The organism is Nocardiopsis prasina DSM 43845 (assembly GCF_000341265.1).
Lineage (GTDB): Bacteria > Actinomycetota > Actinomycetes > Streptosporangiales > Streptosporangiaceae > Nocardiopsis > Nocardiopsis prasina.
Genome location: NZ_ANAE01000151.1, coordinates 25,750 through 38,723, shown reverse-complemented (window position 1 = coordinate 38,723; position 12,974 = coordinate 25,750). Strand labels below are relative to the sequence as shown.

General features: G+C 69.7%; 10 protein-coding genes and 3 tRNA genes. 7 read left to right on the top strand and 6 right to left on the bottom strand.

Annotation, left to right across the window (positions count from 1 at the left end):
- Nucleotides 1-58 precede the first annotated feature (58 nt).
- Nucleotides 59-442 carry a VOC family protein gene (locus D452_RS0117260; RefSeq protein WP_026129412.1) on the bottom strand — a complete coding sequence of 128 codons (384 nt, stop codon included), beginning with the start codon at nucleotides 440-442 and terminating at the stop codon, nucleotides 59-61.
- Nucleotides 443-511: 69 nt separating this feature from the next.
- Nucleotides 512-1,711: a mannose-6-phosphate isomerase, class I gene (gene manA, locus D452_RS0117255; RefSeq protein ID WP_017545395.1), complete on the bottom strand. Its 1,200-nt coding sequence runs from the start codon at nucleotides 1,709-1,711 to the stop codon at nucleotides 512-514.
- Nucleotides 1,712-2,224: 513 nt separating this feature from the next.
- On the opposite strand from manA, the gene D452_RS0117250 reads away from it, so the two are divergent.
- A complete protein-coding gene (locus D452_RS0117250) occupies nucleotides 2,225-2,722 on the top strand; it encodes a GNAT family N-acetyltransferase (RefSeq protein ID WP_017545394.1) in 498 nt (165 codons plus the stop codon).
- Between the two features lie 31 nt (nucleotides 2,723-2,753).
- On the opposite strand, the gene D452_RS0117245 is transcribed toward D452_RS0117250, so the two are convergent.
- Nucleotides 2,754-3,305, bottom strand: a complete 552-nt coding sequence (locus D452_RS0117245) for a TetR/AcrR family transcriptional regulator (protein WP_026129411.1) — start codon at nucleotides 3,303-3,305, stop codon at nucleotides 2,754-2,756.
- Nucleotides 3,306-3,499: 194 nt separating this feature from the next.
- Between D452_RS0117245 and D452_RS28485 the strand changes: the two genes are divergently transcribed.
- On the top strand, nucleotides 3,500-5,176 hold the full coding sequence (locus tag D452_RS28485; RefSeq protein ID WP_017545392.1) for an MFS transporter: 1,677 nt from the start codon (nucleotides 3,500-3,502) through the stop codon (nucleotides 5,174-5,176).
- A gap of 71 nt (nucleotides 5,177-5,247) precedes the next feature.
- Here the strand turns inward: D452_RS28485 and D452_RS0117235 are convergent, their stop codons facing one another.
- Nucleotides 5,248-6,441, bottom strand: coding sequence for a molybdopterin molybdotransferase MoeA (locus D452_RS0117235; protein WP_017545391.1), 1,194 nt, complete (start codon nucleotides 6,439-6,441; stop codon nucleotides 5,248-5,250).
- 201 nt (nucleotides 6,442-6,642) lie between these two features.
- Here D452_RS0117235 and D452_RS0117230 point away from each other — a divergent pair.
- From D452_RS0117230 to D452_RS0117220, 3 genes are all read left to right on the top strand, one after another.
- A tRNA-Gly gene (locus D452_RS0117230) sits at nucleotides 6,643-6,715 on the top strand.
- Nucleotides 6,716-6,755: 40 nt separating this feature from the next.
- Nucleotides 6,756-6,826: transfer RNA gene (locus D452_RS0117225), tRNA-Cys, on the top strand.
- A gap of 13 nt (nucleotides 6,827-6,839) precedes the next feature.
- Nucleotides 6,840-6,913, top strand: a tRNA-Val gene (locus D452_RS0117220).
- A 522-nt stretch (nucleotides 6,914-7,435) separates the two neighbouring features.
- Here the strand turns inward: D452_RS0117220 and D452_RS28480 are convergent.
- On the bottom strand, nucleotides 7,436-8,134 hold the full coding sequence (locus D452_RS28480; protein WP_040694097.1) for a response regulator transcription factor: 699 nt from the start codon (nucleotides 8,132-8,134) through the stop codon (nucleotides 7,436-7,438).
- A gap of 259 nt (nucleotides 8,135-8,393) precedes the next feature.
- Nucleotides 8,394-9,266, bottom strand: coding sequence for an NmrA family NAD(P)-binding protein (locus D452_RS0117210; protein ID WP_017545389.1), 873 nt, complete (start codon nucleotides 9,264-9,266; stop codon nucleotides 8,394-8,396).
- 410 nt (nucleotides 9,267-9,676) lie between these two features.
- On the opposite strand from D452_RS0117210, the gene D452_RS0117205 reads away from it, so the two are divergent.
- On the top strand, nucleotides 9,677-11,161 hold the full coding sequence (locus D452_RS0117205) for an FAD-binding protein (protein WP_083927545.1): 1,485 nt from the start codon (nucleotides 9,677-9,679) through the stop codon (nucleotides 11,159-11,161).
- A gap of 3 nt (nucleotides 11,162-11,164) precedes the next feature.
- The gene (locus D452_RS0117200) at nucleotides 11,165-12,967 is read left to right on the top strand and encodes a gamma-glutamyltransferase family protein (RefSeq protein WP_017545387.1); all 1,803 of its coding nucleotides are present in this window, start codon (nucleotides 11,165-11,167) and stop codon (nucleotides 12,965-12,967) included.
- Nucleotides 12,968-12,974 lie beyond the last annotated feature (7 nt).

Below are 12,974 nucleotides of genomic sequence, written 5' to 3'. Positions count from 1 at the left end.
GGGCCCGGGGCACAGGGGACTGGAGGCCCGGGGGCACAGGGGACCGGAGGCCCGGGGTTCAGGAACCCGTCGCGGCCCGGTCGGATGCGCTGCGGAGCACACAGAACTCGTTGCCCTCGGGGTCAGCGAGGACCACCCAGCCGGAGCCGTCCGCGTTGCGGTGGTCACCGACGAACGCGGCGCCGATCCCCAGCAGCCGCTCCACCTCCTGTTCCCGGGAGGTCTCCGGGCGCAGGCACAGGTGTAGGCGGTTCTTGACCGTCTTCGCGTCGGGTACCTGGTTGAAGTGCAGCACCGGCCCCTCCGCCAACATCACCTGGGTCTCCGGCTCACCCGGCCGGTCCTCCGGATGCAGGGGGCGCCCGGTCACCCCGCTCCAGAACCGGGCCAGCTCGTAGGCGTCCGCACAGTCGATCGCGATGTTCAGCACCGAGGAAGTCATGGACGCCAGCATGGTCGGCCGCCGCCCGGCGCGCCAGCGGATTTCGGCTCCGCGTCGGGAGCCCCGAGGTCACACCCGCACGCGCTCGTGGTCCCCGACCGTGGCGGCGATGACGTGGCCGTGGCCCTCGACCTTGATCGGGCCGCTGTCGGCCTGGACGAACACGGACTCGCCCCGGCCCAGGGTGACCCCCTCGCCGACCTCGGCGACCAGGTCCACGGTCCCATGCAGCGCCAGGACCACCGTGGGGCCGTCGCCCGGCAGGTGCGCGGTGATCCGGCCCGGGCCGATCTCGTGCAGAGCGAACTCCGGCGCCGCCGGGCGGAACTCCCGGCGGCCGTCGAGGAATCCCGGTTGGGCGTACGGGATGGGGAGCACCGAGAAGTCCACCACGTCGAGGAGTTCGGGCGCGTCCACGTGCTTGGCGGTCAGACCCGCCCGGAGCACGTTGTCGGAGCTGGCCATCACCTCCACGGCGGTGCCCTGGAGGTAGGCGTGCATGTTTCCCGCCGGGAGGAAGAGGGCCTGGCCCGGCCAGAGCGTGACCCGGTTGAGCAGCAGGGCGGCGACGGCGCCCGGGTCCCCGGGGTAACGGGCGGCCAGGTCGGTGACGATCTCCGCGTGGGGCCCGCGTCCGCCTCCACCGGACCACTCCCGGACGAACTCCTCGATCATCCGGCACCGGTCCGAGGCCGGGAGGGTCAGCAGGCGGGTGAGCGCAGCACGGAGCGCCGCATGGGTGTCGGAGTCGGACAGGTCATCGCGGAGCGCGGTGGCCAGGTCGTTGTCCAGCCCGATGAGGTCGGCGACGGTGGCGGCGGGTTCACGGAACCCGCACAGGGCCTCGAAGGGCTCCAGGGCGAGCAGGAGTTCCGGTTTGTGGTGGGGGTCGCGGTAGTTGCGGTGAGGGGCGTCGAGCGGGATGCCCGCGCGCTCCTCGGCCTCGAATCCGGCGCGGGCCCGCTCGGCGTCGGGGTGGACCTGGAGGGAGAGCGGCGCCTCGGCGGCGAGGTACTTGAGGAGGTAGGGCAGGCGCGAGCCGAAGCGTTCGGCGGTCCCGTGGCCGAGGACGCGGTGCGGGTCCGCGGAGATCAGATCGGGGAGGAGCCTGTCGCCGCCGTCGCAGTGCGCGGTGCTGGGGGCGCCGTGGTGGGCGCCCAGCCAGAGCTCGGCCTGGGGACTTCCGTCCGGCTCGGTACCCAGCAGACGAGGAATGGCAGCGCGTGCTCCCCAGGCGTACGGTCGTACCCGGTTGGTGAGCCTGTGCATCCGCTCCCCGCTTTCCCGTCGGCGTGTTCTCACCCCGAGGACGCTCCGGTGAGGTGGGAACAGTCTTGCCAAGAGAAGCCTCCCGGTCGACACGGCACGCCCCACATCTCGCGGTAGTGCACACTTCACCTCGCCAGTTGGGCAGGCACCCGGTGGACCCGGCGCCCGGTGACGGCAACGAAGTTACTGGGAAGTAAACCACGTTCGAGGACACGTGAACAGCACCACACTGTCACCTTCGAGAAGACGACCAACGGTGCCCTCCAGGGTGATTCATGATGCCATCCACATGACGAAGAGGCCCGCTTCGCACGGCCCCGCCCCCGCGCTGGATCGTGAAATCCGACACCCACCGATCACCGCGACCCACCAGCACGCCGAACACCGCCCCTCCGGTGACGGTGTCCCCGAGGACTCGGGCACGTGGGGGCACCGGAAAAGCAGATGCCGCCCGGGGATCCCGACCAGTAGGGTTCCCCGACCCGGGACAAGCGAGCACCAAGGAGCCAGCCCATGCGACTGCGTCAAGGCGGCGCGGACGACACCGCCGAACTCCTGCGGCTCTTCGACGAAGCGGTCGTGTGGCTCACCGAACGCGGCTCCGCCGAGCAGTGGGGCACCCGCCCCTGGTCGGAGATCCCCGAGAGGGTCGAGATGGTCCGCGGGCTGGCCTCGGAAGGTCTGTGGGTCGCCGAGAGCGACGGGACCACGGCGGGCGCCCTGGTCATCAGCGAGTCCGCCCTTGACTACGCGCCGCCGGTCGACGAGCGGGAGATCTACGTGCGCCTGCTGCTGACCGACCGGAGACACGCGGGTCGCGGTGTCGGCGGCCGACTCCTCGACCACGCCCGCACACAGGCCCGTGAACGCGGGATCTCCCTGGTCCGGGTGGACTGCTGGTCGGGCGGGGACGGCTCACTCATCCGCTACTACGAGCGCCAGGGGTTCACCCCGACCGTGCGCGTGCCGGTGAGGGACAAGGAGGTCCAGGTGTTCGAGGACCGCCTCTGACCAGGCTCGCCGAACCGCACGGGACCGGGCCTCAGCGGTCCCGGCGCACCTGGTCCGAGGCCTCGGCCAGGCGGTCGATCACCTGCTGGGTCAGCTCGGGGTCGGGGCTCCCCAGACCGGCGATCGAGGACATGTACATGCCGTCCCCGGCAAGGCGAATGGTCTCGGCCAGCACCGGGTCAGTGAGCTCGGCGTGCAGGAGTTCACCCCAGCGGGTGAACAACTCCTTCACCAGGACGCCCGCCTCCGGGGGGATGTCCTCCTTGCTGCGCAGCGCCGCGATGACCGCCCAGTAGAGCTCGCCCTCCACCGTGGTCTGCGGCAGCGACGTACGCAGGAAGTAGCGAACCACGCCCTCGTCACTCTCGACCGCCTCGCGGAACTCCTCCTCCGCCAGGGCGCGGACGCGCTCCATGAGGCCGACCATCATGGCCGACTTGGAGGGGAAGTGGTACAGCAGCCCGCCCTTGGAGACCTCGGCGGCGCGTGCGACCGCTTCCAGGGTCACCGAGGAATAACCTTCGGCGATCAGGATGTCTTGTAAAGCGTCGAGGATTCTGTCCCGCGTGTTCGATGTACTCACGATTGACACTGTACCGGCTGGACGGTACTGTACCGGCTGGACGGTTGAAGAGTCCCGGATCGTGCCCGCACCACCGTGCCGCACCCCGGTCGACCAGACTTCCCGTCCCACCAGCCCGGACGGCGCCAGCCACCCGCCGGGCCCGCGCCCTCACTCCGAAGGGCGCGCAACCCACAAGCGATGACGAGGGAAAGATGAGTTCCGCCAAGGCCGGAAACGGCGCCACCCACACGCACGGGGGCACCGGGTCCCCACCCGCACTCGCGGGCCCGCGCGAGTGGGCCGCACTCGCCGTCCTGGTCCTGCCCGTGGTACTGATCTCGGTCGACATGACCGTGCTCGGTTTCGCGGTCCCCGCCCTGAGCGAGGCACTGAGCCCCTCCTCCGGGCAGCTGCTGTGGATCATCGACATCTACGGCTTCATCCTGGCCGGACTGCTGATCACCATGGGTTCGCTCGGTGACCGGATCGGTCGGCGACGCCTGCTCATGATCGGTTCGGCGGCCTTCGGCGCGGCCTCCCTGCTGGCCGCCTTCGCACCCAACGCCGAGACACTGATCCTCGCCCGCGCCCTGCTGGGAGTGGCGGGGGCCTCGCTGATGCCCTCGACCCTGTCCCTGCTGCGCAACATCTTCCTGGACCCGCGCCAGCGCCTGCTCGCCATCGCGATCTGGGCGTCGGGCTTCTCCGGCGGAGCGGCCCTCGGCCCGATCCTGGGCGGCTGGCTCCTGGAGCACTTCTTCTGGGGCTCGGTCTTCCTGATCAACCTGCCCGTGATGGCGCTGATCCTCATCCTGGTGCCGCTGCTGGTCCGTGAGTCCCGCAACCCGGACTCCGGACGGATCGACATGCTCAGCGTCGTGCTGTCGCTGGGTGCCATGCTGCCCGTCGTCTTCGGGATCAAGAAGCTGGCCACCGGCGGGCTCGACCTCCTGCCGGTCGTCTCGCTGGTGTTCGGTCTGACCCTCGGCTACCTGTTCGTCCGCCGTCAGCGGGCGCTCAAGGACCCGCTGATCGACGTGCACCTGTTCCGTTCGCGCGTGTTCAGCGTGGCGGTGGTCACCAACCTGATGATCGTGTTCTCCCTGGTGGGGTCGTTGTTCTTCCTCACCCAGTACCTCCAGCTGGTGCTCGGCGTCTCGCCGATGCGCGCCGGCATGGTGCTGCTGCCCGGGCTGGTCCTGTCGATCGTCGCCGGTCTCGTGGCCGCGCGGGTGGCCCGCCACCTGAGCCTGTCCACCGTGATCGGGGTGTCCCTGATCGTGACGGCGGCCGGATTCGGCGCGCTGGTGTTGACCCCGGCCGACGACGTCACTCGTGGCGTCGGTCTCGTGATCACCGCCTTCGTGCTGATCTCGCTGGGCACCGGTTTCGCCGAGACGCTCACCAACGGCGCGATCATGTCGGCCGCGCCGCCCAAGCGCGCGGGCGCCGCGTCCGCGATCTCCGAGACCGCCTACGAGATGGGCGGTGCGCTGGGCGTCGCGGTGCTGGGCAGCGTGCTGACCGCCTTCTACCGAGGGCACCTCACCGAGGTGGACGGGGTGTCCGACTCCGCGACCGAGGCCGCCCGGGAGACCCTGGGCGGTGCCGCCAACACGGCCGCCGACCTGGGCGGGCCCGCCGGTGAGGCGCTGATGGACTCGGCTCGGTTGGCGTTCACCGACGGCATGCACCTCACCTCGGCCATCGCCGTGGTGATCGTGCTCGCCGCGGCGGCGCAGGCCTGGTTCCTGCTGCGCGGACACGGCAACCCGGCCGTGGACACCCCGGAGCCCGAGGCGTTCCACCAGGAGGCGTCTGAGGCCCCTGCGACGACCGGTGCCTCAGAGGCGCCCGTGGCCGTCGAGACCAACGAGCCCGCGAAGTAACAGGGATCGCAGTTCGGCCCCCGAGGGAGCTCCCTCGGGGGCCGACGTGTGCCCGGGGCCTGGGTCCGGGGTCAGGGCAGTCTCAGGAGTTCCACCGCGCCGCCCGCCCAGCCCGGGGGCACCACCGCGTAGGCGTCGGCCAGAGCGGCACCACGCAGACTGCCGGGGCGGTCGTGGCCCACCGGTTCGACGCGCCCCTCCCCCACCCGCACCGCGACCAGACGCGTGTCGTCGGGCCGGGAGGCCACCTCGCCGACCATGGTCGCCCCGGGGAGGCCACCAGACGGGTCAGGGCGGCCGGACATCGCGCTCAGCAGCGGGACTAGGAGGGTGAGTGACGCCACGAGCGCGGCGTTCGGGTTGCCGGGCAGGCCCACGAACACGGTTCCGCCCGTGTGCGCGAGCAGCTGCGGGTGTCCGGGGCGGCAGGCCACCCCGTCCACGACCACCTCGGCGTCCAGCTCCCGGAGCACCCCGCGCAGGTGGTCGGCGGGTCCCTTCGAGGAGGAGCCGCAGACCACCACCACGTCGGTCCCGGCCGTGGCCAACGCCTCACCCAGGTCCCCGAAGCCGTCCCCCAGCATCCGCACCCGCTCCAGGTGCGCGCCGGCCCAGGTGAGGACCCCGGGCAGCAACGGGCCGAGCGCGTCCCGCACCAAGCCCTCGCCGGGGAGGCCGTTGGCGGCGATCTCGTCCCCGGTGACCAGTACGGACACCGTGGGAAGACGCACTTCCAGACCGTCGTGGCCCAGGCTCGCCGCCAGCCCCAGCACCGCCGGGGTGACCTCGGTGCCCGCCTCCAGCACCCGCTCCCCCGGTGCGGTCTCCTCCCCCGACCAGCGCACGTGCCGCCCGCGCTGGGCCTCGCCGTGCACCCGGCCGTCCACCACTTCGGCGTGCTCGTAGGGCAGGACCGACTCCGTGCCCTTCGGCACCCGGGCGCCGGTGGCGATCTCCACAGCCTCACCTCGGCCCAGGGAGAGCCCGGCGACCGGTGCCCCGGCCAGCTGGGAGCCCACCAGGAGCCACGGCCCCTCCCCCGCCACGGCGAACCCGTCCATCGCCGACGCGTCGAAGGCGGGCAGGCCCACCAGGGCCCTCAGCTCGTCAGCGAGCACACCACCCAGCGCCCGGCCCAGAGGAAGTTCACGAGCGGGCGTGCGCAGGCGCGCCCCGAGCTCGCGGGCCCGCTCACGCGCCCGCGCCCAGGAGACGGCACCTCCGTGCCCTCCATACGCCGCACCGTCCGCCACGGGGATGTCCATGCCGCTCCGTCCACTTCACTGCTGGTGTGCCCCGAGTCTGCCCGGGACACCTGACGCGGACGCTACCGCCCCCGCGCACCCACCCAGGGGAGCGCCGCACCACCCGACCGGGCTCCGATTTGCCGTCTGTCGAATCTCCGCTAAAGTCTGTACCAGCAGCAAGGCGAGGCCAACGGAGACGAGGGCCGGACCGGGCAGCAAGCGGACGTGGCTCAGCTGGTAGAGCATCACCTTGCCAAGGTGAGGGTCGCGGGTTCGAATCCCGTCGTCCGCTCGGAGGAGACGCGGGGCGAGAGATCGCTCCACGTGTACTCGGTGGAGTGGCCGAGAGGCGAGGCAGCGGCCTGCAAAGCCGTCTACACGGGTTCAAATCCCGTCTCCACCTCCCAGTCTCACTGGGGCGATTAGCTCAGTTGGCTAGAGCACTACCTCGACACGGTAGGGGTCACAGGTTCGAGTCCTGTATCGCCCACAGAGTATGACCAGCGAAGGGCATGTTCCGGAGAGATCCGGCACATGCCCTTCGCTGTGTCTGACCGTCGCTTGACCGTGGCAGCGGACGCCACCAGACGGCCCCGACCGTTCGCGTCCGGCACCAGGCCAGACACACCTCAGGCTTCAGCGGACTCCGCCCGAATCTACTGGACGTAGATCAGCGGTTGAGACCCGGTACGGGACCCCCGATCTGCACCAGGAACTCCCCTGCGCGAGCAGGCACATGGGCGTCACCTCCCGGACCGAGAGGGTGACGCCGAGCTCGACGAGGCGTGGTCGACGTCGGGACCGGACCACGAACGCCGTCAGCGTGAGGGTGAGAGAGCGGCGGCACACTGTTCCGGCTGGCCGCGACGCCGTCCTGTGTCCCGGAGACAGGACGGTCTCGTGAGCGGGTCGTCCGGTGGGCGGCAGACGCGCCCCACACTCCGTCCGGAGCGTGAGTCACGGGCCCCGTGCTCCGAGTGGACGAAGGTCCCCCAGGTGCGACAGACGGGGCTCAGTGTGATTCGTGTGAAGCGTCGGGGTCGTTGAAGCGGAATCCCACACCGCGAACGGTGACGATCCAGTCCGGTGCGCCGAGCTTCTTGCGGAGGCTGCTCACGTGGGTGTCGATCGTTCGGCTGGCCAGGGGAGTGACCTCGTCCTGCACGACGTTGAACTGCCACACCCTGCGGAGGAGCTCCGCGCGGGAGAAGAGAGAGTCCGAGTGGGACGCCAGCAGGTGGAGCAGTTCGAACTCCTTGCGGGTCGCCTTGACCGACCGGTCGCCCACCCGCACCTCTCGTGTCGTGGGATGTATCGACAGCTCACCGAAGGCGAGCGCCGACGACGAGGAGACCCGAGAGCGTCTGAGCAGGGCACTGATGCGTGCCATGAACTCCCGGCTGGAATAAGGCTTGTCGATGCAGTCGTCGCACCCTCCCTCCAGCGCGAGGATCCGGTTCATCTCTGACGACGTGAACCCGATCATGGGGATGTCGCTCACCTTGCGCATCTCCCGACACAGGGTCAGGCCGTCGAAGTCCTCCAGGTCGAGGTCCACGAGAACGAGCTGGAACTCCTCGTATCTGGACATCGCCTCGGCGCCGGTCGAAACTAATTCCCCCAATAGGCCATGCCTTCGCAGGTCCCTGAGTATTTCGTCGGAGCCCTCACAGTCCGCGACCACCAGAACAGGAGGGCCTCCCCAGGTCATGCTGAAATTTCCTGTCATGAGAAACGACCACTCAGTTCAACTAAACCGATAGGACAAAGGATGAACTGACGACCTAGAGCGATTATTAACGGAAGATTCTTCACAATAAGCTACAAAAAGGCCAAGTCTCACATTTCTATCATGCATGAGGTTGTCTGTAAAGAGGCTGTTTTCGGTCGGCCCGTTACCAGGGCATCGCGACAATACCCCAGCTCAAAGGGTGCGCAGATCCGCTCGTCCTCGGCTTTTGCCGGATGAATTACGGAAGGGCCGGACGCAGGTACTCGTAGGCCCATGCCGCCAACGATCCTGGCGTCGTGGTGACCACGTCCCGTGACTGTTCGGGGACCAGGTCACGGGTACCCGCCGCCATGCCGACGATGCCCTCGACCGCACCGTCGCGCAGTCCGGCCGAGCGCAGCACTCCGCGCAGGTCGTCATCGCTCATGTGGCGCACCCCGATGTTCCGGCCGAGCACCTCGCTGAGGATCGCGGCGACACGCCGGTAACTCAGATCCTCCGGGCCGTGGACGGCCTGGACCCCGAGGCCCGACCACCCGTCGTTCAGCAGACGCGCGGCGGCGACGTCCCCGATGTCGCGGGGATCGACCCACGGCATGGGCCGGTCCGGATCGACCGTTGTGGTGAGCACACCACACGCGAGCGAGTCGGCGGCCGCCAGCAGATTGGTGAAGAAGTACCCACAGCGTAGATGGAACACGTCGGCCCCGGTGGCCTCGAAGAGTTCCTCGATCCGAGCGAGTCCGTCGATATGGCCGGCGCCGCCCCTCTTCTCGGCCCCCACGCTACTCAGCAGCACGATGCGGTCGACGTCTCCCGCCTCCGCGGCCCGCGCGAGCGCCTCGGCGGTCCGCAGCGAGACCGTGACCGGATCGGGGCACGTGTGCGGCGTGGGATCGACCCACAAGACAGTCCGGGCACCGGCCACCGCGGTACGGACGAAGGCGCCGTCGGTGAGGTCCCCCTGCTTGGCGTCGACCCGCCGACGGGTCTCCTCCCCGAGCCGCCCCTCGTCGCGGACCAGCAAGGTGGGCCGGACCCCGGCCTGTATCAGCAGCCGCACCACGCGCGAGCCGACATGCCCGGTCGGCGTCGTCACAACGATCGTCATACCAGTGAACTTCCTTTGAGAGTCAGCGGGGGATCCGCCCTCGCGACTGCCGGAAACGGACCGAGAGGCGTCCTCGTATCCGCCGGACGAACCCGTCGGCGGCGCGGAGACGTGGCCGACAGGGGGGGACGGGGCCGATCAGGACCTTACCGACTGACCTGCTGCTTCGCTGGGATATCGACGAAGTCGGGGTGCCCCGGGCCAGGGCCGGACCGGGCCGTCGTCAACACCGGCCCGAGGGGCTCCGTCGGGCCCGCGCCAAGTCGGCCGAGTGAGGGTTCGAGCGAGCGACGAGAGGCAGCGACAAGAGACTTTATAAACAATTTGAGAATACCTGAGTGCACTTAATCGACGCACCTGGATACGCTACACCGGGATCAGGGAATCAAGAATTTCTCGGAGGGGATTACATGCCCGAAAGAAACATCGAGTCGATCGATAAGGTCATCGGGTTCGATCCATTCGCTAAACAATGGATAACTGTCGAATCCGGAGAACCGCGCTCAGCGCTCGCCCCGATCCCTCCGCTGGACGGCGTTCTGGCGGTCGACGACGAGTCCCGTGACGCGGCAGCCGTGGATCTGGGAAACCTCTCCTCCGAGAAGCCGAGTGCGGTCCTGCGCCCCGGGTCGGCGCGCGACGTCGCCGCGATGGTCGCCTTCTGCCGGGAGCAGGGAATTCCGGTGTCCAGCCGCGGCCAGGCGCACACCACCTTCGGCCAGGGGCTCTCGCGGGGGTTGCTGATCGAGAACCGGCACCTCGCCCGTATCCATTCCCTTGGCCCGGACTTCGCAGAGGTCGACGCCGGTGTCCTGTGGAGGGACCTGACCAGAGCCGCCTACGACCAGTCGCCGCGGCTGACACCTCCGGTCCTCACCGGCTACACCGGGCTCACCGTGGGCGGAACCCTGTCCGTGGGCGGCGTCGGCGGAATCGTCGGCGGCCTGCGCACCGGACTCCAGGTGGACCACGTACGCGAACTGGAGGTCGTCACCGGAACCGGGGCCATCGAGCGCTGCTCCCCCACGCACAGGAGCGACCTCTTCCACGCCATGCTCGGTGGGCTCGGCCAGTGCGGCATCATCACGAAGGCGACCATCGACCTCGTCCCCGCCGCCGAACGGGCACGCACCTACGTCCTCGGCTACACCGACAGCGGGACCTTCTTCCGCGACCTGCGCACGGTCATCGACCGCGTCGGCGTCGACCATGTCTACGCCGAGTTCGTCGCACCCGGCGCGAACCCGACGTTCACGCTGCTCGCGACGTCGTTCTACGACTCCCCCAGCGCTCCGGACGACCAGGCGATCCTGGACGGCCTGGGAGCCTCGCCTGAGATCGAGGACCGGGGATACATGGACCACGTGCTCTCGATCGACAACCTCATCGATCCGTTGTGCGAGACCGAGGGATGGGACCGGCTCGTCAAACCGTGGTTCGACACCTGGCTCCCGGGTTCGAGGCTGGAGGACTTCTTCATCGACATCCACCCGACACTGACCCCCCAGGACATCGGCCCCTACGGAGCCGGGCTGATCTACCCGCAGCGACGCTCACACGCCACGCGCCCGCTGCCACGCGTCCCCGAACCGCACGGATCGGAGTGGATGTTCGTCGTGGACATCAACACCGTGTCGGAGACCCCGGACCCGGAACCGGGCTTCGCCGACTCCATGCTCGCGCGCAACGAGCGCCTGATGTCCCTGACCCGGGAGCGGCACGGCGGCGTGCTCTACCCCATCGGTTCGGTACGGATGACGGAACCGGAGTGGCGCGAGCACTACGGCGAGGCCTGGGACGACTTCCGCTCCGCGAAGGAACGTTACGACCCCGACCACGTCCTCACGCCCGGCCCCGGTGTCTTCGGGGCCCCCGGAACCGTCGGGGAGGCGTGAGCCATGGTCTCCCGACCGGAACTCATCGGAGACATCGGAGCGGTCTCCAGCACCTCACCCCTGGCGTCGGGCGCCGCGATGGCCGTCCTGGAGCAGGGCGGCAACGCCTTCGACGCCGCCGTCGCGGGTGGGCTGGTACTACAGGTGGTCGAGCCGCACTCCAACGGCCCCGGCGGCGACGTCGCCATCATCGCCCAGCGCTCCGGAGAGGAGGACGCCTCCGTCATCTGCGGGCAGGGGCCGATGCCCAGCGGCGCGGACATCACGCACTTCACCGGCCTGGGCCTACGCCAGATCCCCGGGTCCGGCCTCCTTCCCGCCGCCGTCCCCGGAGCCATGGGCGCCTGGCTGCGGTTGCTCGCCGACTTCGGTCGGCTCCCCCTGGAGACGGTGGCCGACCCGGCGATCGGATACGCCACGAACGGCTATCCGGTCATGCCCGACACCGCGAAGGCGATCGGCGCGCTCGTCCCGCTGTTCGAGGACGAGTGGGCCTCCTCCGGCAAGACGTACCTGGTCGGGGGCAGCGCCCCTGTGGCCGGGGACCGGCTGATCAACCCCGACCTGGCCGCCGTGCTGAGTCGGCTCGTCGCCGAGGGGCGGGCGGGGAGCACAGACCGGAAGACGCAGATCGAAAACGCCAGACGCGCGTTCTACGAAGGCTTCGTGGCGGACGCCATCGACGGGTTCGTCGCCTCGACCGCGGTTCTCGACGCCTCCGGGCGCCGGCACCGGGGGCTGCTCACCGGCGACGACCTCGCGACGTGGCGGGCCGACGTCGAGCCGGCGCTCCGCGGCGACTACCGCGGACTGACCGTCAACAAGCCGGGCCCCTGGTCCCAGGGGCCGGTCTTCCTCCAACAACTGGCCCTCCTCGAGGGTTACGACCTGCGTTCGCTGGCCCCGGACAGCCCCGAGTACGTCCACCTGCTCACGGAGGCGGCCAAACTCGCCTTCGCGGACAGGGAGGCGTGGTACGGGGACCCCGCCACCCGTCCCGACTCACCGCTCACGACTCTGCTCTCCACGGAGTACAACACGGCCCGGCGACGGCTCATCGAGGATCGGGCCAACCCGGACCCCGCTCCGGGGATTCTGGGCGGTCGAACCTCCGAGGTGCCCGTGATCGACCCGGACCCGGTTCCCGACTGGGGCGGGGACTGGATGGGACAGCTGCAGAGCGGGATGCCCACTGTCGTCCTGCGGGCCACGCTGGAGCCCAGCGACACCTGTGCGCTCGTGGTGGCCGACCGGTACGGGAACCTGGTGGCCGCGGTTCCCAGCGGAGGCTGGCTCAAGAGCTCCCCGGTCGTCCCCGGGCTGGGCTTCCCACTCGGCACACGGGGTCAGACCATGTGGTTGGTCGAAGGGCACCCGAACTCAGTAGCCGGGGGCAAACGTCCCCGCACGACGCTCAGCCCGACGCTGGTCTCCCAGGACGGACGGCCCCGCCTGGCCTTCGGCACCCCGGGGGGCGATCGGCAGGACCAGTGGACGCTGGCGACCTTCCTGGCCGCGGTCGAGTTCGACATGGACCTCCAGCGCAGCACCGAGGTTCCCCTGTTCCACACCGACCACTTCCCGTCGTCGTTCACCCCTCGTGGACGCCGGCACCGAACGATGGTGGCAGAGGCCGGGGTCGGCTCCGCGACCGTGGCCGAACTCCGACGCAGGGGGCACGTGGTCGACGTGGTTCCCGAGATGTCCATGGGTGCCAAGGCCTGCATCGTGGGCGTGGGCCGGGACGGGTTCCTGCGCGCGGGCGCGGGTCCGCGCGGCCGCCAGGCCTACGCGGTATGCCGATGAGGCCCCC

Bases quoted from the DNA above. Each gene is read 5' to 3' on its own strand.
- D452_RS0117260 (WP_026129412.1), bottom strand. From the start codon at position 442: ATGACTTCCTCGGTGCTGAACATCGCGATCGACTGTGCGGACGCCTAC.
- manA (WP_017545395.1), bottom strand. From the start codon at position 1,711: ATGCACAGGCTCACCAACCGGGTACGACCGTACGCCTGGGGAGCACGC.
- D452_RS0117250 (WP_017545394.1), top strand. From the start codon at position 2,225: ATGCGACTGCGTCAAGGCGGCGCGGACGACACCGCCGAACTCCTGCGG.
- D452_RS28485 (WP_017545392.1), top strand. From the start codon at position 3,500: ATGAGTTCCGCCAAGGCCGGAAACGGCGCCACCCACACGCACGGGGGC.
- D452_RS0117235 (WP_017545391.1), bottom strand. From the start codon at position 6,441: ATGGACATCCCCGTGGCGGACGGTGCGGCGTATGGAGGGCACGGAGGT.
- D452_RS28480 (WP_040694097.1), bottom strand. From the start codon at position 8,134: ATGACCTGGGGAGGCCCTCCTGTTCTGGTGGTCGCGGACTGTGAGGGC.
- D452_RS0117210 (WP_017545389.1), bottom strand. From the start codon at position 9,266: ATGACGATCGTTGTGACGACGCCGACCGGGCATGTCGGCTCGCGCGTG.
- D452_RS0117205 (WP_083927545.1), top strand. From the start codon at position 9,677: ATGCCCGAAAGAAACATCGAGTCGATCGATAAGGTCATCGGGTTCGAT.
- D452_RS0117200 (WP_017545387.1), top strand. From the start codon at position 11,165: ATGGTCTCCCGACCGGAACTCATCGGAGACATCGGAGCGGTCTCCAGC.